This window comes from Caballeronia sp. GAFFF1 (assembly GCF_023630705.1).
In the GTDB taxonomy this organism is placed as follows: domain Bacteria; phylum Pseudomonadota; class Gammaproteobacteria; order Burkholderiales; family Burkholderiaceae; genus Caballeronia.
Genome location: NZ_JALQEM010000006.1, coordinates 93,083 through 112,994, shown reverse-complemented (window position 1 = coordinate 112,994; position 19,912 = coordinate 93,083). Strand labels below are relative to the sequence as shown.

21 protein-coding genes are annotated in these 19,912 nt (G+C 63.8%); 13 read left to right on the top strand and 8 right to left on the bottom strand.

The window, feature by feature from the left end:
- Nucleotides 1-147 precede the first annotated feature (147 nt).
- Nucleotides 148-1,476 carry a lactonase family protein gene (locus tag NCR37_RS04415; RefSeq protein ID WP_502800482.1) on the bottom strand — a complete coding sequence of 443 codons (1,329 nt, stop codon included), beginning with the start codon at nt 1,474-1,476 and terminating at the stop codon, nt 148-150.
- 179 nt (nt 1,477-1,655) lie between these two features.
- Here NCR37_RS04415 and NCR37_RS04410 point away from each other — a divergent pair, with 179 nt between their 5' ends.
- Nucleotides 1,656-1,808 carry a DUF3096 domain-containing protein gene (locus NCR37_RS04410; protein ID WP_250471938.1) on the top strand — a complete coding sequence of 51 codons (153 nt, stop codon included), beginning with the start codon at nt 1,656-1,658 and terminating at the stop codon, nt 1,806-1,808.
- Nucleotides 1,809-1,949: 141 nt separating this feature from the next.
- Here NCR37_RS04410 and NCR37_RS04405 read toward each other — a convergent pair whose 3' ends face one another.
- On the bottom strand, nt 1,950-2,198 hold the full coding sequence (locus tag NCR37_RS04405) for a hypothetical protein (RefSeq protein ID WP_175939890.1): 249 nt from the start codon (nt 2,196-2,198) through the stop codon (nt 1,950-1,952).
- 356 nt (nt 2,199-2,554) lie between these two features.
- Between NCR37_RS04405 and NCR37_RS04400 the strand changes: the two genes are divergently transcribed.
- On the top strand, nt 2,555-4,423 hold the full coding sequence (locus NCR37_RS04400) for a glycoside hydrolase family 15 protein (RefSeq protein ID WP_250471937.1): 1,869 nt from the start codon (nt 2,555-2,557) through the stop codon (nt 4,421-4,423).
- Between the two features lie 360 nt (nt 4,424-4,783).
- Entirely contained in the window at nt 4,784-6,055 is a 1,272-nt protein-coding gene (locus tag NCR37_RS04395) for a polyhydroxyalkanoate depolymerase (RefSeq protein ID WP_250471936.1), read from the top strand.
- Between the two features lie 128 nt (nt 6,056-6,183).
- Here the strand turns inward: NCR37_RS04395 and NCR37_RS04390 are convergent, their stop codons facing one another.
- Nucleotides 6,184-6,816: a TetR/AcrR family transcriptional regulator gene (locus NCR37_RS04390; RefSeq protein WP_250471935.1), complete on the bottom strand. Its 633-nt coding sequence runs from the start codon at nt 6,814-6,816 to the stop codon at nt 6,184-6,186.
- A gap of 391 nt (nt 6,817-7,207) precedes the next feature.
- Here NCR37_RS04390 and rsxB point away from each other — a divergent pair, with 391 nt between their 5' ends.
- The 3 genes from rsxB to NCR37_RS04375 all read left to right on the top strand — a co-directional run bounded on the left by rsxB (nt 7,208) and on the right by NCR37_RS04375 (nt 9,211).
- The gene (rsxB, locus tag NCR37_RS04385; protein ID WP_250471934.1) at nt 7,208-8,062 is read left to right on the top strand and encodes an electron transport complex subunit RsxB; all 855 of its coding nucleotides are present in this window, start codon (nt 7,208-7,210) and stop codon (nt 8,060-8,062) included.
- A complete protein-coding gene (nth, locus tag NCR37_RS04380; RefSeq protein ID WP_250471933.1) occupies nt 8,059-8,703 on the top strand; it encodes an endonuclease III in 645 nt (214 codons plus the stop codon). Before rsxB ends, nth begins: the two co-directional genes overlap by 4 nt.
- Nucleotides 8,704-8,779: 76 nt before the next feature.
- On the top strand, nt 8,780-9,211 hold the full coding sequence (locus tag NCR37_RS04375; RefSeq protein ID WP_250471932.1) for a DUF1841 family protein: 432 nt from the start codon (nt 8,780-8,782) through the stop codon (nt 9,209-9,211).
- A 91-nt stretch (nt 9,212-9,302) separates the two neighbouring features.
- On the opposite strand, the gene NCR37_RS04370 is transcribed toward NCR37_RS04375, so the two are convergent.
- Nucleotides 9,303-9,695: a c-type cytochrome gene (locus NCR37_RS04370; protein WP_250471931.1), complete on the bottom strand. Its 393-nt coding sequence runs from the start codon at nt 9,693-9,695 to the stop codon at nt 9,303-9,305.
- Nucleotides 9,696-9,829: 134 nt separating this feature from the next.
- Nucleotides 9,830-10,195: a c-type cytochrome gene (locus NCR37_RS04365; RefSeq protein WP_175939883.1), complete on the bottom strand. Its 366-nt coding sequence runs from the start codon at nt 10,193-10,195 to the stop codon at nt 9,830-9,832.
- Nucleotides 10,196-10,652: 457 nt separating this feature from the next.
- Here NCR37_RS04365 and NCR37_RS04360 point away from each other — a divergent pair, with 457 nt between their 5' ends.
- The 7 genes from NCR37_RS04360 (at nt 10,653) to NCR37_RS04330 (ending at nt 16,679) form a co-directional block, all read left to right on the top strand.
- Nucleotides 10,653-11,495 (top strand): AAA family ATPase, encoded by an 843-nt coding sequence (locus NCR37_RS04360; RefSeq protein ID WP_244848275.1) that lies wholly within the window; start codon nt 10,653-10,655, stop codon nt 11,493-11,495.
- A gap of 35 nt (nt 11,496-11,530) precedes the next feature.
- Nucleotides 11,531-12,121 (top strand): GNAT family N-acetyltransferase, encoded by a 591-nt coding sequence (locus NCR37_RS04355; protein ID WP_250471930.1) that lies wholly within the window; start codon nt 11,531-11,533, stop codon nt 12,119-12,121.
- A gap of 25 nt (nt 12,122-12,146) precedes the next feature.
- Nucleotides 12,147-13,322 carry a vWA domain-containing protein gene (locus NCR37_RS04350; RefSeq protein ID WP_250471929.1) on the top strand — a complete coding sequence of 392 codons (1,176 nt, stop codon included), beginning with the start codon at nt 12,147-12,149 and terminating at the stop codon, nt 13,320-13,322.
- 25 nt (nt 13,323-13,347) lie between these two features.
- Nucleotides 13,348-14,547: a benzoate/H(+) symporter BenE family transporter gene (locus NCR37_RS04345; RefSeq protein ID WP_250471928.1), complete on the top strand. Its 1,200-nt coding sequence runs from the start codon at nt 13,348-13,350 to the stop codon at nt 14,545-14,547.
- A gap of 75 nt (nt 14,548-14,622) precedes the next feature.
- Nucleotides 14,623-14,868: an energy transducer TonB family protein gene (locus NCR37_RS04340; RefSeq protein ID WP_250471927.1), complete on the top strand. Its 246-nt coding sequence runs from the start codon at nt 14,623-14,625 to the stop codon at nt 14,866-14,868.
- A 217-nt stretch (nt 14,869-15,085) separates the two neighbouring features.
- Nucleotides 15,086-16,039, top strand: a complete 954-nt coding sequence (gene tal / locus NCR37_RS04335) for a transaldolase (RefSeq protein ID WP_250471926.1) — start codon at nt 15,086-15,088, stop codon at nt 16,037-16,039.
- 178 nt (nt 16,040-16,217) lie between these two features.
- Nucleotides 16,218-16,679, top strand: coding sequence for a VOC family protein (locus NCR37_RS04330; protein ID WP_250471925.1), 462 nt, complete (start codon nt 16,218-16,220; stop codon nt 16,677-16,679).
- A gap of 12 nt (nt 16,680-16,691) precedes the next feature.
- Here NCR37_RS04330 and NCR37_RS04325 read toward each other — a convergent pair whose 3' ends face one another.
- From NCR37_RS04325 to NCR37_RS04315, 3 genes are all read right to left on the bottom strand, one after another.
- Nucleotides 16,692-17,792, bottom strand: a complete 1,101-nt coding sequence (locus NCR37_RS04325) for an FUSC family protein (protein ID WP_250471924.1) — start codon at nt 17,790-17,792, stop codon at nt 16,692-16,694.
- Between the two features lie 130 nt (nt 17,793-17,922).
- The gene (gene mctP, locus NCR37_RS04320) at nt 17,923-19,473 is read right to left on the bottom strand and encodes a monocarboxylate uptake permease MctP (RefSeq protein ID WP_248322268.1); all 1,551 of its coding nucleotides are present in this window, start codon (nt 19,471-19,473) and stop codon (nt 17,923-17,925) included.
- Complete coding sequence (locus NCR37_RS04315; RefSeq protein WP_175939874.1) at nt 19,473-19,727, bottom strand: DUF3311 domain-containing protein; 255 nt, start codon at nt 19,725-19,727, stop codon at nt 19,473-19,475. The genes mctP and NCR37_RS04315 overlap by 1 nt, the downstream gene beginning before the upstream one ends.
- Nucleotides 19,728-19,912: the final 185 nt, after the last annotated feature.

The window sequence follows — 19,912 nt, the reverse complement described above, 5'->3', positions numbered from 1 at the left end:
CTTTACCCCAACCCCCACCGCCCAACCCAAACCACCCCCCCCATTCCCCGTTACAAACCAATGCCCCCACATTCAAAACCCAGCCCCAAAATACCATGCCGCAACTAACGCCGCCCAACAAACGACGCGCGGCGCTTCGTCATGAGCTCACGAAGGCGAAACGAATTTGAAATCGACCGGCGAGCCGATCGACAACTGTTTGGGATCGGACGCGAGTTCGCCCGTCGCCGGATCGCGGCGGAAGAAATACGCGCTGTCGCTCTCCTGATTGCCGACGACGAGCCAGCGTCCGGTCGGATCGATGGCGAATTCGCGCGGCGTCTTGCCGAGCGTCGGATAACGTTTGAGCAGCTTCAGATGCCCGTTGGCCGGATCGACGGCGAACGCCACGAGCTGGTTCGCGTCGCCGCGATTCGTCGCGTAAAGAAAGCGCCCGTCCTGCGACAGATGCAGCGCGCCCCCGCCGATCTTGCCTTTGAAGCCGGGCGCGGTCATCGGCACGGATTGCGTTTCGGTGAGCTTGCCGCCGGCGTAGTCGAAGACGACGACCGAAGCGTTCAGTTCGGTCGTCAGATAGGCGTGCTTGCCGCTTGCGTCGAAAATCAGATGGCGCGGACCGGAGCCCGGCTTGATCGGCGTGTAGCGCGACTCGGTCGGGCCGAACAGACCGCGGCTGCCGTCCGGCGTGTAGCGATAGCCGTAGACCTTGTCGACGCCCAGGTCCTGCGCGAAAAGATACTTGCCGTCGGGCGAGAAAACGGTCGAATGCACGTGCGAGTTGTCCTGCCGTCCTTTGACCGGGCCGCTGCCCTCGTGATGCACGGTCAAGACCGACGTGCCGACGTGTCCATCGGCGGAAAGCGGAAACACGGCGAAGCTGCCGCCCGGATTCGCCGCGACCGAATAGTTGGCTGTGAGCAAGTACTTGCCGTCGGGCGAGATGGCGAGATAGCACGGATCGTTGCCGTCCGCCGACACGCGGTTCAGAAAGCTCAACTGCCCGCTCGCGCGATCGAAGCGAAATGCGCTCACGCCGCCGCGCTGCGACGCGGGGCCATTGTCGCCCGGCAATTCGTTCACCGCGTAGACATAGTTTCGGTCGCGGCTGACGACGAGATACGACGGATTCACCGTCTGCGCCGAGGCAATACGCGTGAGCTCGCCGTTGCCCGCATCGAAACGATAGACATAGATGCCTTCGCTTTTTCCGCTGCCCGTATACGTGCCGATGAGCAGGTCGAAGACGTCTCCCGAGTTTCCCGTTGCAGCGCCGGTGGCGCTACTGCTCGCGGCGGCCGCTGCCGGCGTGGCGTTGCCGGCCGTCTGCGCGAACGACTGCGCGGCGGCAAGTGAGAGCATCAGCGCCACGCCTTTGGCCCAGCGCGCCGGCGTAGCGCGGGCGGGCCATGTGCGCAGGAGCGGGCGCGGCGCTTGCAACGGCGCACGCATCGCGGCGCAGGAACGGCTCGGTTGCATGAGACCTCCTCATCGACTGTTTGCTGCGTGTTATGGATGTCACGCGCGCAGGCGTCGCGTGACCGGCGTGACTGGCGTGCGTGGGGAGCAAATTGCGGACCGCTCGCGCGAAGCCTGAGTCGATGCGTCACGCGTTCCGTCCAGCCACAGCACTCTAACCAACAAAAGGAGCTGATGCGATGAACATCCACTTAAGCCTCGGGCCGCTCGTTTCGCTGATTGCGGGCATCCTCATCCTCGTCATGCCGCGCCTGCTCAACTTCATCGTGGCGATCTACCTGATCGTCATCGGGCTGATCGGACTGTTCGGCATGGGCGCGACACACTTGTGACGGCGATGCGCGCTCGCGGTTCCGTGCGCCGAGCGCCGAGCGGGAAAAGGCGCACGCGCGGATCGAGCCGCGGACGCGCGCACTGTGCGAGGGATGGCGGAAAGGTGCCGCGCTTCGAAAGCGCGCGGCTCGCAACGGCGTTCAGCCGTTCGCAAGCTGATCCAGGCGCAGGCGCCCTTGCAGCGACAGCGCGCCGACCGACAGCCCGCTCATATCGAAGCTGTAGCGGCTGAAACAGCCTCGTTCGGTGAGAAAAGCGGCAGCCGTGTCCATCGCGTTGCGGGAGAGGCCGAGGCGCTTGTGATCGAGAGGAAGCAGGTTGTCGCTGTCGCGCACGCGGCTCGCAGCGGAAAGAATGGCGATGCAGTCTGCTTTCGACGGATTGAGCATGGTGATGGTTTCCTCGAAACGCAAAGCAACGAATGATGCCGGCCGCCCCGGCAAGCCGACAGGGGAAACGAAGCCGAGCGCGGCGACGCGCAGCGCGGTTACGTTTAGCTTCCATTCTAAACATCAGCCGAAACGGGTGACAACGGTTTAATCAGCGCTTCGGTAGCGCTTTTCCGCCAACGGGCGCGGCGTGCGGTCGCAGGATGGCTCGCGAGCCACGCATACGCCCGGTTTTCTGCTTGCGCCAGGCGAATGCGGCAGAATGCGACCACATGAACGGCCGATCGCTCTGCGTCGCCGCAGGAGCCTGGCCACGTCGACCGCGGCGCGTCGCCGCCAGCACAACCACGCTCACTATGCCCGCTCTGATTGAAGACTACGCCATGATCGGCGATGGCCATACCGCCGCCCTGGTCTCCCGCGACGGCTCCGTCGACTGGCTCTGCTGGCCGCGCTTCGATTCGGGCGCGTGCTTCGCCGCGCTGCTCGGCACGCCCGAGCATGGCCGATGGCTGCTCGCGCCCTCGATGCCCGACGGCGAGGCGCCGGTCGTGCGCCGCCGGTATCGCGACGACACGCTCATTCTCGAAACAGACTTCGAAACGCCGCAGGGCGCCGTGACGGTGGTCGATTTCATGCCGTCGCGCAACGGCCATTCGGAACTCGTGCGCATCGTGATCGGACGGCGCGGCGTCGTGCGCATGAAGATGGAACTCGTCCTGCGCTTCGATTATGGGTCGGTGGTGCCGTGGGTCAGCCGCCTGCCGAACGACAGCGGCATCCGCGCGATCGCCGGCCCCGACCTCGCGGTGCTGCGCACGCCGGTGGAACTCGTCGGCGAGAACATGCGCACGACAGCCTGCTTCGACGTGACCGAAGGCGAGCGCGTGCCCTTTTCGCTCTGCTATTCGCAGTCGCATCTGCGCTTGCCGCCCGCGCACGATCCGCACACGCAACTCGCGCGCACCGAGAATCACTGGCGCGAGTGGTCCGGCAAGAGCCAGGTTTCGGGCCGCTGGGCGGGCGCCATCCGGCGCTCGCTCATCACGCTGAAGGCGCTGGCTTACGAGCCGACAGGCGGCATCGTGGCCGCGCCGACGACGTCGCTGCCCGAACAGCTCGGCGGCGCGCGAAATTGGGACTACCGCTACTGCTGGCTGCGCGACGCCACCATCACGCTGCTCGCGCTGATGCGCGGCGGCTACTACGACGAAGCCCGCGCCTGGCGCGCGTGGCTCGGCCGCGCAATGGCCGGCGCGCCGTCGCAGGTGCAGATCATGTACGGCATCGCGGGCGAGCGCCGGCTCGCCGAGTGGGAGATTCCGTGGCTTCCGGGCTATGAAGGATCGCAGCCGGTGCGCGTGGGCAACGGCGCGGTCGATCAATTGCAGCTCGACGTGTACGGGGAAGTGATGAACGCGCTGCATCTCGCGCGCGTCGGCGGTCTGCAAAGCGACGAAACCGCGTGGTCCATCCAGTGCACGATGCTCCAGCATCTCGATACGGTCTGGGACCAGCCGGACGAGGGCATCTGGGAAGTGCGCGGCGGCCGTCAGCACTTCACGTTCTCGAAGGTCATGACGTGGGTCGCGTATGACAGGGCCATCCGTTCGGCGGAACAGTTCGCGCTGGCCGGACCGGTCGACCATTGGCGGGACATGCGCGCGCGCATCCACGCGGACGTCTGCGAGAAAGGCTGGAATTCGACACTGAACGCGTTCACGCAGGTCTATCACGGCGACGCACTCGACGCGAGCCTCCTCCTCATACCGCTGCTCGGTTTTTTGCCGCCGGACGATGCCCGTGTGACCGCCACCGTACAGGCGATTGAGACGAACTTGACGCACGATGGTCTCGTGAAGCGCTATCACACGACGGAAACAGCGGACGGGCTGCCGCCGGGAGAAGGCACGTTTCTGGCTTGTAGCTTCTGGCTGGTGGACAACCTGGCGTTGCAGGGCCGGATCGACGAAGCGCACGCGATGTTCGAGCGTCTCGTCGGTCTCGCGAACGACGTCGGGCTGCTCGCCGAGGAATACGACACGGTGGCGAAGCGCATGGTCGGCAATTTTCCGCAGGCGTTTACGCATGTCGCGCTGGTGCACACGGGAATGAACCTGATGAAGCACGAGCAGGCGATGGCGCATGCGACCGGCCAGCCCTCCGCCGCGAACGGACACGCCGATAGAAAAGAACCTGCGGTCGGCGTCAGCGAGGAAGGTTAAGACGGCGGTGCGTCGGTTTCGTTTGGCGGGAACGTCAGTCGCCGCTAGAATGGTGCAATGCACAACGACGAGGGTGTTGCAGGAAAGCCGGCAACTTTGACCGTTCGATTGTGTTATGCAAACGTTCAGCGGAAACTGTTGCCTGGCATCAAAGTTTTGCGCCGCTGGTCGTTAATGTAGAGAACCAAGGTTACAGCCAAGCGACGGGGCGCCAAGACGCGCTTCGAGCAAGATACAGCAGCCCCGCGGCGCGGTTCAGCCGCACGGCGGGGATTTTCGATTGCCGTTGGGTCAGATTGCCGGCCGAATCGCCGGGACCAACGGGCATTACCGGTTCGTACCGAAGTCATTGGGGCCACCATGCTCTATCAAATCCACGAATTTCAGCGGGCCATGTTGTCTCCTCTCACGGCATGGGCCCAGGCCGCCTCGAAGTCGTTCGTGAATCCGGCCAGCCCCCTCGCCTACGTTCCCGGCTCCACGCGTCTCGCGGCCGGCTACGAGCTGCTGTACCGGCTCGGGAAGGACTACGAGAAACCGGAGTTCAACATTCACCAGATCGTCAAGGACGGCCACAACATCCCGATCGTCGAGCAAACGGTGGTCGAGAAGCCGTTCTGCCGGCTTTTGCGCTTCAAACGATTCGCCGATGACAGCGCGACCGTGACGAAGCTCAAGGACGAGCCGATCGTGCTGGTCTGCGCGCCGCTCTCCGGACATCACTCGACGCTTCTGCGCGATACGGTCGGCACGCTGTTGCAGGACCACAAGGTCTACATCACCGACTGGCTCGATGCGCGCATGGTGCCGGTGGAAAACGGCGCGTTCCATCTGGACGATTACGTCGAATATATTCAGGAGTTCATCCGTCACATCGGCGCGAAAGATCTGCATGTGATCTCGGTGTGTCAACCGACCGTGCCCGTGCTTGCCGCCATTTCGCTGATGGCGAGCCGCGGCGAAGACACGCCGCGCACGATGACCATGATGGGCGGCCCGATCGACGCGCGACGCAGCCCGACATCGGTGAACTCGCTCGCGAGCGAGCACTCGTACGAATGGTTCGAGAACAATGTCATCTACACGGTCCCGGCGAATTATCCGGGCGTGGGTCGCAAGGTGTATCCGGGCTTCCTGCAACATGCCGGCTTCGTCGCGATGAATCCCGAGCGGCATCTCACGGCCCATTGGGACTTCTATCAAAACCTGCTGCGCGGCGACGACGACGATGCCGAACAGCATCGCCGTTTTTATGACGAGTACAACGCCGTGCTCGACATGGCCGCCGAGTATTACCTCGAAACCATCCGCATCGTGTTCCAGGAGTTTCGCCTGGCCGAGGGCACGTGGGACGTGAACGGCGAGCGCGTGCGCCCGCAAGACATCACGCAGACGGCGCTCTTCACCATCGAAGGCGAGCTCGACGATATCTCCGGCGACGGCCAGACGCGCGCCGCGCATGACCTGTGCACGGGCCTCTCGCAGAAGGACAAGCGCCATTTCACTGCGGAAAAGGCCGGCCACTACGGCATATTCTCGGGCCGGCGCTGGCGCACGATGGTGTATCCGCAATTGCGCGAGTTCATTCTCGAACACGACAAGTCGCCGAAGAAAGAAGCGGTACCCGCGTAAGTCGAGTCATCGCGGCGCAGTGCTTCAACCTGCGCTTCGGTACCGATTCCATTCGCAAAAGAAAAACGTCGCGCCCTTTGCAAGGCGCGACGTTTTTTTCTTCAGACGGCGACCTTTTTTTGGCGGCGTCAGCGACGTGTCAAGTATGCAAGCAGCAATTCCGTGTTCATCTTCACCATTTGTTCGCGCTGCATAGGTTCGCTGAAATCGAGGCCGAAGCTCACCTGAAGCGTAAAACGGTTCGATACGATGTAATAACCGAGGCCCGACAGCGTGATATAGAACTTCAGCGGATCGACGTCGGTGCGAAACAGTCCGGCCTTCTGTCCGCGCTCGAGAATGGTCGCGAGCGTCTCGACCACCGGCGAGATCACCTCTCGCATGCGATTCGATCCCTTGATATATCTCGCCTCGTGCAGATTCTCGTTGTTGATCAGACGCAGCAATTCGGGATGGTCACGGTAGTAATCCCAAACGAAATGCGCAAGCCGCGTCATGGCTTCGATGGGGGCGAGGCCCTCGAGATCGAGCGACCGCTCGGCCTCGACGAGTGCGGACAGTGCATGTTCGAGCACGGCTGTGAACAACTGCTCCTTGCTGCCGAAGTAGTAGTACAGCATGCGCTCATTGGTCTCTGCCCGCCGGGCGATTTGATCCACACGTGCGCCAAACAGGCCGCCGGCTGCGAACTCTTCCGCGGCGGCAAGCAGGATACGGCGGCGTGTCCCTTCGGGATCTCTTTTGATTTTCGGCTGATTCATGATGGCATGAGTCGGGAGCCGCGTTGTCCGGATATGCGTCACGCGGCCCGCAGTGGGGTACATGACGTGAACGGGCGCTGCCCATGGTTATGGGGGAACACCGTCCTGCGGTCAAACGATAAAGCGCTTCGATTATGCGCACATCATGGAGGCATTGGCAATTAGGATAAGGATCATCTGCGGCGGGCAACGCGCACTTGCGCGATAATCACGTCTGCTGCAATGGATGGCGCCACTGCCACCGTGTTCTGCGTCATTAGGTTTCTAAGGCCGCGCTGTCTTGTCTTCTGCTGTTTTTTGCCGCCGTTTTTTTGCCGCCGTTTTTTGTCGCTGTTGTTGCTGCCGTTTCAACTGCTTTTTGCCCGCCTTATTTGCCACCGCGCAATCTCACGTGACCGCAACTGTTTCAAAGACGCTCGCCGAGCGCATCGAAGACCTTCTGCCGCAGACGCAATGCACCAAGTGCGGCTATCCGGCCTGCCGTCCTTACGCCGACGCCATCGCTGCGGGCGAGGCGAGCTACAACCAGTGCCCGCCGGGCGGGCAGGAAGGCGTCGCGCGTCTTGCGGCGTTGCTCGGGAAGCCGGAGATCGCGCTCGATACCACGCATGGCGTCGAGCGCGCGCGACCGCTTGCGGTCATCGACGAGAACCTGTGCATCGGCTGCACGCTGTGCATGCAGGCATGTCCGGTCGATGCCATTGCGGGCGCTGCCAAGCAGATGCATACGGTCATCGACGCGCTGTGCACCGGCTGCGACCTGTGCGTGCCGCCCTGCCCGGTCGATTGCATCGCGATGATTCCCGTCACGGGCGAGGCCACCGGCTGGGACGCATGGAGCCAGGAACAGGCGGATGCGGCGCGCGCGCGGCATGACCGACGCCTCGCGCGCCTGGAACGCGAGCGCACGCAGGCCGAAGCGAAGGCGTCAGCGCGGCAGGCCTCGCGCGCCGCGCAGACAGCGGCCGCTGCGGCATCGGCTGTGCCGTCCGCATCGACGGAAGATCCTGAAGCAAAGAAACGAGCCATCATTCAGGCCGCGCTCGAACGCGCCCGCAAGAAGAAAGAAGAAATGGCCAAGCTCGGCGCAGGTCCGAAGAATACGGAGCAGGTCAGCGTTGCCGTTCAGGCGCAGATCGACGCCGCCAAAGCGCGCCGCAAACGCCTCGGCCTCGCGGAACACGCGAGCGGAGCGAGCGATGCGGGCGGAGATCCAAACGAGACGGATTCAGACACGACGCAATGAACGCTAAGAAGCGCCGCGCCATCTTCGAGACGCTGCAAAGCATCGATCCGCATCCGAAGACCGAGCTCGAATACACGACACCGTTCGAACTGCTGATTGCCGTGATGCTCTCGGCGCAAGCCACCGATGTCTCCGTCAACAAGGCCATGCGCAAGATGTTTCCGGTGGCGAATACGCCGGAGAAAGTGCTCGCGCTCGGCGAAGAAGGCGTGACGGAATACATCCGCACGATCGGGCTTTATCGAACGAAAGCGAAGAACGTGATCGCGACGTGCCGCATGCTCGTCGAGCAATACGGCGGCGAGGTGCCGGACAATCGCGAGGCGCTCGAAGGGCTGCCGGGCGTCGGACGCAAGACAGCGAATGTCGTCCTGAACATTGCGTTCGGGCAACCGACGATCGCGGTGGATACGCACATCTTTCGCGTCGCGAATCGCACCGGCATCGCGCCCGGCAAGGACGTGCGCGCGGTGGAAGCGGCGCTCGAAAAGCACGTGCCGAAGGAGTTCATCCAGGACGCGCATCACTGGCTTATCCTGCACGGCCGATACGTCTGCAAGGCGCGCGTGCCGGAGTGCTGGCATTGCGCGATCGAACCGCTGTGCGAGTATCGGCCGAAGACACCGCCGCCTGCCGAGTGACACGTCGCCTGCGCGTCGAGCACCGACACGCCGCCGCGATCTACAATATTGAATTCCCGAGTCGAAGCCCACTCTCATGTTCAACCCTAGCCGCGACGAAGTCCGCCAGTTCTTCACCGAGACGTGGCGCAAGGAGCGCGCGGGCGAAATCCTGACGCCGCTCGAAAGCATGGCCGCCGACTGGATCGGCGAGCACCCCGAGTATCAGGCCGAACTCGCCGACCCCGACGCGCGGCAGGCGGATTACTCGCCCGACGCAGGCCGCACCAATCCGTTCCTGCACCTGTCGATGCATCTCGCCATCAGCGAGCAGTTGTCGATCGACCAGCCGCCGGGCATTCGCCGCGCGCACGACAAGCTCGTCGCGCGGCTCGGCTCGCCGCACGACGCGCAGCACGCGATCATGGAATGCCTCGGGCAAGTCATCTGGGAAGCCCAGCGCAGCAACACGCCGCCCGATACGGACGCGTATCTCGCGCTCATCGAGCGGCGGGCGTCGCGCGACTGACGCGCGACTGAGCCCCGACGCACCACGCGCACAAACGAAAACACCCCGCGCCAGGCGGGGTGTTTTCGTTTCCTACGATGCGGCGACGCGCTTACTTCTTCAGCACGAGACTGCCATCGAGCGATTCGATGTACGCGGCGATGTCCTTCAGGTCGCTCTGCGACAGGTTCTGCACCTGCGCGGCCATGATCGCGTTGTTGCGACCGAAGTTCGGGTTGCCGTTGCCCATCTGATACTGGCGCAGCGCCCAGTAAATATAGGTCGCATGCTGGCCGGCCAGCTTCGGATATTCGCCGCTCACCGGCTTGTTGAGGCCGGGGCCGTGGCAGGCCGCGCAGTTGTGGCTTTCGGACAGCACCTTGCCGTTGCCCGCATCCGCTGCGTGAGCCGTGCTGAACGCCGCCGAGCCGATAATCGCGGCGGCGGCGCATGCTGCCTTGAAGCTGAACCGAAGTGCCTGAGACTGTGCCTGAGAGGGCTTCATGAATTCTCCTGTCGACCGGTTTTCGAGGCGCGGCGCCTGAACCCGGTCCCATGCAAGATGATGGCTGCCTGCGTTGTCGGATGCCGTATGAACGGCGGCGGGCGCTTCGACCCGTTGAATCGCGACAACGTGAGTTACTTGTCGGGGTTGTTCTTGGACTGCGGCGTCTGCGCGGCGTAGTAGGCGGCGATGTCCGCGATATCCTGATCCGAGAGCGTCACCGCGATGGCGCGCATGGTGTCGAAGTGACGGTCGCCCTTCTTGTAGGCGTGCAGCGCGTTGGAAATGTACTGAGCGTTCTGACCGCCCAGCATCGGCACCTCGTAGACCTCAGGGTAAGCCGTGCGATAGCCGGGAATGCCGTGGCAGCCGATGCACATCGCGACCTTGCCCTCTGCGGCCTTTGCATTGCCCACGACGTCAGCCGACGCCTGGGTCGCGAAGCCGGCAAGACCGGACAGCACTGCAATCACGGCAAGTTTGCCGACGAAATAGTTCATAGCTTGTAACCTAGCATGAGGGGAAAACCGGCGCTCGAAAGCCGCGGCCCGCGCCGAGCGCATCACAACCTTCTCGGGACTGTTGCTGCCTTTCACTGCTTCGCAAGCGGCGCATGCGCACCGGAAATGCGGCCGCCTGGCCGCGCAGGCCAAAAAAATCGGGCTAATTGTACCGCGCGACCACCCTAGCGTCCATTCTCCGAGATAGCGCGGAGCCGCCTCTGGCAATGGGAACCGGCTGAAAGACGCCTTCGCGGCCTGCGACAATTCGCCTCTGTACGGCGGCCTCGTCGATCGTCACCGCGTGTTCTCAGCAAGCCGCATGCAGCGCTTTTGGCGTGCGTTCCGAGGCCGTCGCAGGCGCGGTTGCGGGCGGCTGCAACGATACCGGCGAGGCGTCCATCGCAACAGGGCTTCTGACTTATACTGGGTTTTTTTCCTCACCGGAATCTCCGTCATGCGCTTCGAAGGCTCATCGCAATACGTCGCAACGGACGACCTCAAGCTCGCGGTGAACGCCGCGATGACGCTAGAGCGGCCCTTGCTCATCAAGGGCGAACCCGGCACCGGCAAGACCATGCTCGCCGAGGAAGTCGCGGGCGCGCTCGGCATGCCGCTTTTGCAATGGCATATCAAGTCCACGACGAAGGCGCAGCAGGGTCTCTACGAATACGACGCCGTCTCGCGCCTGCGCGATTCGCAGCTGGGCGACGAGCGCGTGAAAGACATTCGCAATTACATCGTGAAGGGCGTGCTGTGGCAGGCGTTCGAGTCGGACCGGCAATCGGTGCTCCTGATCGACGAGATCGACAAGGCCGACATCGAGTTTCCGAACGACCTGCTGCGCGAACTCGACCGCATGGAGTTCTATGTCTACGAGACGCGCGAGCTCGTGAAGGCGAAGCATCGGCCGCTCGTCATCATCACGTCGAACAACGAGAAGGAACTGCCGGACGCGTTCCTGCGCCGCTGCTTCTTTCACTACATCAAGTTCCCCGATGCCTCGACGATGAAGGATATCGTCGAAGTGCACTTTCCCGGCATCAAGCAGGATCTGCTCGCCGCCGCCATGCAGAGCTTCTTCGAACTGCGCAACGTGTCGGGGCTCAAGAAGAAGCCATCGACATCCGAACTGCTCGACTGGCTGAAGCTCCTGCTCGCCGAGGACATTCCGCCCGAGGCGCTGCAGTCGTCGGATCAGAAGCAGATCGTGCCGCCGCTGCACGGCGCGCTCCTCAAGAACGAACAGGACGTCGCCCTCTTCGAGCGGCTGCTGTACATGAACCGCCATAACCGCTAATCCGCCGACCGGCACGCCACCAAAGGAAAACACGCATGAGCCGCTGGATCGAACCCGTCACGCTCGAAGGCGAGCACGTGAGGCTGGTGCCGCTGACCGTCGAGCACGAGCAGGCGCTCGCGGTTGCCGCTGCCGATGGCGAGCTCTGGAAGCTCTGGTACACGAGCGTGCCTTCGCCCGATACGGCGCGCGCCTATATCGACGCGGCCCTCGACATGCGCGACCGGCTCGGCGCGCATCCGTTCGCGGTCATCGATGCGAAGACGGGCGACGTCGTCGGCTCCACGCGCTATTTCAACGTCGAAGCGGCGCACCGGCGGCTCGAAATCGGCCATACGTGGTACGCGAAGCGCGTGCAGCGCACCGCGCTCAACACCGAAGCGAAGCGCCTGCTGCTCGGTCATGCTTTCGAGCAGCTGAAGGCCATCGCCGTCGAGTTCCGGACGCATTTCATGAACCACCCGTCGCGCGCGGCCATCGCGCGCCTCGGCGCCAAGCAGGACGGCATTCTGCGCAATCACCAGATCGGCCGGGACGGCGCGTATCGCGATACCGTCGTGTTTTCGATCATCGAATCGGAATGGCCGGCAGTGCGCGCGCATCTCACGCACCGGCTCGACCGCTGATTCACGTCATGAAGGAAATCGCGCCATGCTGATCGACTTCTTCTACTCGCTGCGCGACGCGAAGCTGCCCGTGTCGGTGAAGGAATATCTGACGCTGCTCGAAGCGTTGAAGGCGCAGGTCATCTCGCCGTCGCTCGACGAGTTCTACTTCCTCGCGCGCATGACGCTCGTGAAGGACGAGAAGTACTTCGACAAGTTCGACCGCGCGTTCGGCGCGTACTTTCATGGCGTCACGCAGTTGCCCGACGAAGCGTTCGACATTCCGCTCGACTGGCTCAAGAAGCGGCTCGACCGCGAGTTCACGCCGGAGGAGAAGAAGCGCATCGAGGCGCTGGGCGGGCTCGACAAGCTCATGGAGCGCCTCAAAGAACTGATGGACGAGCAGAAGGAACGGCACGAAGGCGGCAACAAGTGGATCGGCACCGGCGGCACGTCGCCGTTCGGGCATGGCGGCTACAACCCGGAAGGCATGCGCATCGGCGGCGAATCGGCGGGCAATCGCACGGCGGTCAAAGTGTGGGACGAGCGCGCGTTTTGCGATTACGACGATCAGGTGGAAATCGGCACGCGCAACATCAAGGTCGCGCTGCGGCGCTTGCGGCGCTTCGCGCGCGAAGGCGCGGCCGAGGAACTGGATTTGCCCGATACCATCCGCAGCACCGCCGCGAACGCCGGCTGGCTCGACATCAAGATGGTGCCCGAGCGGCACAACAACGTGAAAGTGCTGATGCTGCTCGATGTCGGCGGCTCCATGGACGACCACATCAAGCGCGTGGAAGAACTGTTCTCGGCCGCGAAGGCCGAGTTCAAGCATCTGGAGTTCTACTACTTCCACAACTGCGTCTACGACTATTTGTGGAAGAACAATCGCCGCCGGCACACGGAGCGCACGCCGACGTTCGACGTGCTGCACAAGTTCACGCCGGACTACAAGCTGATCTTCGTCGGCGACGCGACGATGAGTCCCTACGAAGTGCTTCAGCCGGGCGGCTCGGTCGAATACAACAACGCCGAAGCCGGCGCCGTGTGGCTGCGGCGGCTCGCGGATCAGTTTCCGCATCATGCGTGGCTCAATCCAGAACCCGAGCGGCTATGGGAATACCGCCAGTCCATTTCCGCAATCCGCCATGTCCTCGGCAACCGCATGTACGCGCTGACCTTGTCCGGCCTCGAAAGCGCCATGCGCGCGCTGTCCAAATAACACGTTAGAAAAAAGCAGAGCCCGCATGAAAGCCACGCCGTCTGTCGCGCGCGCCCCGCTGCGCCCTTTCTTTGATACATCGTTGTCCGCGGTCGTCGCCGGATTCGTCGCGATGATGACCGGCTACACCAGCTCGCTCGTACTGATGTTCCAGGCGGGACAGGCCGCGCATCTGTCCGATGCGCAGATTTCGTCGTGGATCTGGGCGCTTTCCATCGGCATGGCGCTGTGCACGATCGGCCTCTCGCTGCGTTTTCGCGCGCCGATCGTCGTCGCGTGGTCGACGCCCGGCGCGGCGCTGCTCGTCACGTCGCTGCCGAACGTGCCGTATGCCGAGGCCATCGGCGCGTTCGTCGTCTGCGCGGTATTGCTGACGGCGGTCGGCGTCACCGGCTGGTTCGACGCGCTGATGAAGCGCATTCCGTCGGGCATCGCGGCGGCGCTGCTCGCAGGCATCCTGTTCGAAATCGGCATCGAGATTTTTCGGGCGGCCGAGCATCAGACGGCGCTCGTGCTCGCGATGTTCTTCACGTACCTCGTGGTCAAGCGCGCGACGCCGCGCTACGCCATTCCGGCGACGCTGGTAGCCGGCGCGGCCGTCGCGGACGCGCTCGGCCTGCTCGACTTCTCGCGCTTTCACGTGGCGCTCGCGCATCCGGTCTTCACGATGCCCGCGTTTTCGCTCTCCGCCATTGTGAGCATCGGCGTGCCGCTTTTCATCGTCGCGATGGCCTCGCAGAACGTGCCGGGCATCGCCGTGCTGCGCGCGGACCGCTACACGACGCCCTCCGCGCCGCTCATCGCGACGACCGGCATCGCGTCGCTCCTGCTCGCGCCGTTCGGCTCGCACGGCGTGAACCTCGCGGCGATCACGGCCGCCATCTGCACCGGCCCCGAAGCGCACGAGCGCCACGACCGGCGCTATACGGCGGCGGTGTGGTGCGGCATTTTTTATCTGATCGCGGGCATTTTCGGCGCGACCATCGCGGCGCTTTTCGCGGCGTTTCCCAAGGCGCTCGTCGTCTCGGTCGCGGCGCTCGCGCTGTTCGGCTCCATCATGAGCGGGCTCGCCAACGCGATGCACGACGCCCGCCAGCGTGAACCCGCGCTCGTCACGTTCATGGTGACGGCCTCCGGCCTCACGCTGCTGTCCATCGGGCCGGCGTTCTGGGGCTTGGTCGCGGGCGTCGTGACGCATGTCGTCCTGAACGCCCGGCGCGGCTGACGCGGCCTACAATGCGGGAATCGGCCGGACGTCCTCCGCGCCGATGCACCACGACCGAATTTCAGAATCACGAAGATGGCTTTGCTCGACAAACTGCTGGCGCGTACCGCGCCGCTCGGCCCCGCGAAACGTAAGACGATCGTCCGCGTGCTGCTCGACGACGCTGGCCACGTTCAGGACGTCGTCCTGAAAATGAGCTGCGGCGATCCCGCAAAAGACGCGCACGCGCTCGAAGAAGTGCGCAAGATGCGCTTCGCCCGTGGGCAGCTCGGCTCCGGCACCGTGCGGCGCTGGCACGAGCTCGCCTACGCCGTCGACTGACGGATGCGACGCGCGCCCCGCGACGGAACGCTCCGGCGCGCGCCCGGTCGAACCAGCGACGCGCACGCCCCGAGCGCGAACGGCACGCGCGGGTCTAGAATGAGACATTGGCAATAGGGGCGAGCCCGGCGCTTCAGAGGCGCACGCCGGCATCGCGATCCTGGACACCCCGCGGGTTACCGCAATTTGACAAGGCGCCTGGCGCCGACGACTCGACATGACATCCGCTCTCGACCAGCTCAAGCAATACACCACCGTCGTCGCCGATACGGGCGACTTCCAGCAATTCGTTCAGTTCAAGCCGCAGGACGCGACCACGAATCCGTCGCTGATCCTGAAGGCCGTCCAGAAGGACGACTACAAGCCGCTGCTCGAAAAGACCGTCAAGGAGCACGCCGGCAAGCCGATGGGCCAGATCATCGACCATCTGCTGATCGCGTTTGGCACGGAAATCCTGAAGATCGTGCCGGGCCGCGTGTCCACCGAAGTCGACGCGCGCCTTTCGTTCGACACGAAGGGTTCCATCGACAAGGGCCTCGAAATCATCAAGCTGTACGAAGCCGCGGGCATCAACCGCGAGCGCGTGCTGATCAAGCTCGCGTCGACGTGGGAAGGCATCCGCGCGGCCGAAGTGCTGCAGAAGGAAGGCATTCGCTGCAACATGACGCTGCTCTTCTCGCTCGCGCAGGCCGCGGCGTGCGCCGAAGCGGGCGCGCAGCTCATTTCGCCGTTCGTCGGCCGCATTTACGACTGGTACAAGAAGTCGGCCGGCGCGGAATGGGACGAAGTGAAGAACGGCGGCGCGAACGATCCCGGCGTGCAGTCGGTGCGCCGCATCTACTCGTACTACAAGAAGTTCGGCTACAAGACGGAAGTCATGGGCGCGAGCTTCCGCACCGTGAGCCAGATTACCGAACTGGCCGGCTGCGATCTGCTCACCATCAGCCCTGATCTGCTGAAGAAGCTGGCCGACAGCGACGAGAAGGTCGAGCGCAAGCTGTCGCCGGACGCGGCCGACAACACGGATCTGGAGAAGATCAGCGTCGACGAGCCGACGTTCCGCTTCGCCGTGAACGAAGACGCCATGGCGACCGAAAAGCTCGCGGAAGGCATCCGCGCGTTCGCGGCGGACGCCATCAAGCTCGAAAAGCTGATCACGGCGCTGCAATAAGCGATGCGCGAGGCGCGCGCTGCGCGCCTCCGGCGTGATCTGCCGCGACCCGGTTCGGACGAATACGGTTTTGCGCGTTTTTGACGTAAATTGACTTTCTCCGAGTCGGCGCGGCATCCGGTTGCAATAGACTTTCGTGCTTTGGCGGGAGCGCCGCCTAGGCTCGGAGAAGCATTCAATGCAACTGGATACGTATCTTCTCTTCAACGGAGATTGCGCGGACGCCCTCGCGCTTTATCAAGCCGCGTTTGGCGCGCAGATCGAGACGCTCATTCGCTTCCGCGACACGCCGGACGCCGCGAACGTGCCCGCCGAGTGGCACGACAAGGTCATGCACGCGCTCTTTAGCGTCGGCGGCACGGCAATCATGGTGTCGGACGGCCAGTTCGGTCAGCCGCAGCGGGATTACCACGGTTTTACGCTGTCGATCGGCGCGGACAGCTCCGAGTCGGGCGAGCGCGCGTTCAACGCATTGAGCGAAGGCGGCACAGTGCTGACGCCGTGGCAGTCCACGTTCTTCACGGCGGGCTTCGGCATGCTGAAAGACCGCTTCGGCGTACCGTGGCTCATCAATGTCGTCAACGCCGTCGACATGGCCGGCGCGCCGCAACCGTCGCAGGAAGCGGCAGCGCAGTCCTGAGCGCCCGGCGCGTCAGCCGGGAAGCGGCCGCGCGCCTTCGATATTCCACTGACGCTCTATTTCAGTCAGACGCAGCCGCAAGCGATCCACCTGCTCCGCGAAACGCATCGCGAGCCAGTGCATGCCCTGCGTCGATCCATCGCCCTCCTCCGCTTCGACGCTCGCATCCGCGTTAGCGTCGGCACGCATGTAAAGCAAACCGACGCGGCCGAAACGCAGCGCGCGCGCCATCTTCAGCAGCTTCTGCCGCACCTGCTGCTCGTGCGGCGAGCAATCGAGCGCAAAACCGCACGGCGCGCGCGGCGTGTCCGGCATCGACGTGACGAGCATCTCGAGCGCGGCGAGAATCGAGCGATGCAGCCGCTGGATCTCTTCGAGCCGCGCGACCGGCACGCGCGTTTCCTTCGCGACGGATTTTATGAGCGCGCGGGACTGCACGAGACGCTGACTCATCGCGAAGAAGCGGCGCGCCGTTTCTTCCGCCAGCAACGGCGTGCCGTCGAGCAACGCGCCGTAGAGACGCGCGCTTTCGCGCAGATTGTCGGCGAGGCGATAACGCCACGAGTACGTTGCGTATTGCGGCAGCACGAACGAGAACGCCAGCGCAATGGCAATGCCGATCAGCACGTTCGCCGTTCGCCACAAGCCGACATCGAACGGCGAATCGCCGTGGCCCGCGACAATGACCATGGTAATCGCCGTAAGCAGCGCGACGTAGCCCGCCTTGCCGATGGCGTAATACGCGCAGGCCCCGGCGATGGCGGACATCAGAACGAAGAACAGCGTGAGCGAGCCGAAGAGCGTCTCGACCAGAATCAGCGCGAGTCCGATGGCCGCGCCGAGCGCCGTGCCGAGCGCGCGCTCGGCCGCCTTCTTGCGGATATTGCCGTAGTGCTGCAGCCCGCCGACCACAACGAGAAGCGATACCGAGGCCCAACTGCCGTGCGGAATATTGATGCCCGTCGTAACGAGAAACGACGTCGCCATGCCGAGCGCGACGCGCACCGCGTGGATCATCTTCGCGTGGCGATAGCGGAAGAATGGCGACGCCAGGCCGTGCATGAGCCGCATCGCGCGGCTTCTGCGCGCTGACGCCGATGTCGATGAAAACATGAGTCGCTCGCGTCGGTAAGCGGTTTGTCGATCAGCGGGCGTCAAAGAAAAACGCCCGCAACGGCCAGAGGCCATTACGGGCGTTAGCGTATCAGAGCCGCCGCCGCGTCATGAAACGCGGCACGCGTTTTCAGCTTTCCACGACGTCCAGATAGTCCTCGGGCCGCGTGCGGTCATCCGAGCGCTTCAGGCCGATGGCGCGCACCAGCACGCTCACACCCACCGACACGATCAGGTTGACGATCAGCGCCCACACGGCCGCATAGCCCGGCACGGCGTAGCCGAACATGTGCACGGTGAAGATCGAGCCCTTCAACTGGAGCGAGACGGCCATCCATGTACCGACGGCGATGCCCACCGCCCAGCCGATCAGGAGACCGCGATGATCGAGCACGCGCGTATAAAGACCCAGCACAAGCGCGGGCAGCGTCTGGATGATCCAGATCCCGCCGAGCAACTGAAGCTGAATCGCGTAGGTGAGCGGCAGCGCCAGAATGAACACGACCGCGCCGACCTTCACGATCAGCGACACCAGCTTGGCGACGTTGGTTTCCTGCTCCGGCGTCATCGAGCGATTGAGGAATTCGCGATGCACGTTGCGCGTGTAGAGATTGGCCGCTGCGATCGACATGATCGCGGCCGGCACCAGCGCGCCGATGCCGATGGCCGCGAACGCCACGCCTACGAACCACGACGGGAAGTAGTGCAGGAAGAGCGCCGGCACCGCGAAGTTCGCGCCGTAAGCCTTGAAGTACGACGCGTACTCCGGCATGTCCTTCACGCCCGAGGCGAGCGCCATGTAACCGAGCAGCGCGAGCAGCCCCAGCACCAGCGAATACGCGGGCAAGAGCGCCATGTTGCGGCGGATGGTGTTGCCCGAGTTCGACGAGAGAATCGCCGTCACCGAATGCGGATACAGGAAGAGCGCGAGCGCCGAGCCAACCGCGAGCGTCGCGTAGGCGCTGTAGCCGTTCAGACTCGCGGCGTCGGGCGCTTTCAGCAGCAGCTTCGCGGGCGGCACGGTACCGAAGATATGCCCGAAGCCACCGAGTTGCGCGGGAATCACGATCATCGCGGCGATGATGGTGATGTAGATCAGCACGTCCTTGACGACGGCGATCATCGCAGGCGCGCGCAGGCCGGACGTGTACGTATAGGCCGCGAGAATCGCGAACGCGATGATGAGCGGCAGATCGCCCACGAAGCCCTGCGTGCTGAAGCCGAGCGCGCCGATCACCACTTCGATGCCGACGAGTTGCAGCGCGATATACGGCATGGTCGCGACAATGCCCGTCAGCGCGATGGCGAGCGCGAGCATGCGGCTGTTGTAGCGCGCGTGCACGAAGTCGGCGGCGGTCACATAGCCGTGGCGCTTCGCGATGCTCCAGAGTTTCGGGAACACGACGAACGCGAACGGATAGATCAGGATGGTGTACGGCAGCGCGAAGAAGCCCGTCGCGCCCGCGCCGAACACGAGCGCCGGCACCGCGACGAAGGTATACGCCGTGTAGAGATCGCCGCCGAGCAGGAACCACGTCACGATGGTGCCGAAGCGCCGGCCGCCGAGACCCCATTCGTCGAGCTGGCCGAGGTCCGCCTTGCGCCAGTGCGCCGCGATGAACCCGAGAATCGTCACCCCGACGAAGAACAGAACGAATACGAAAGTTGCGGTGACGTTCATCATCGCGCGCCTCCTTGGCCTTGCCCCGCGCGGCCGGACGACAGCGCCTTGGTTTTCTTATAGACGACGGCCGTGATGACCGCGCTCACCAGCACCCAGAGAAGCTGATACCAGTAGAAGAACGGAAAGCCCCACAGCACGGGCTCGATCTTGTTGTAAAACGGCACCCATACCACGCCGATCCACGGAAGGATCAGAAGCCAGAGCCAATGCTTGTTGCGCGGTTGTCCAGTGCGGCCCGGATCTTGAGCCATGATGGTCTCCAGTTTGTTTTTGAGCATTCGCTTCGAGCCGTGGCTCGCGGAGCCGTTCGGAGCGGCCCTCGCGCAGACGACACGCCGCAGAAAGCGCCCCGAAATAACAGGAGGAGTATAGGGACCGCCAAAACACGGTCAAGCAGGGAGAATCCCGAGCATTCCCCAGATGTGAAAGGCGCTGT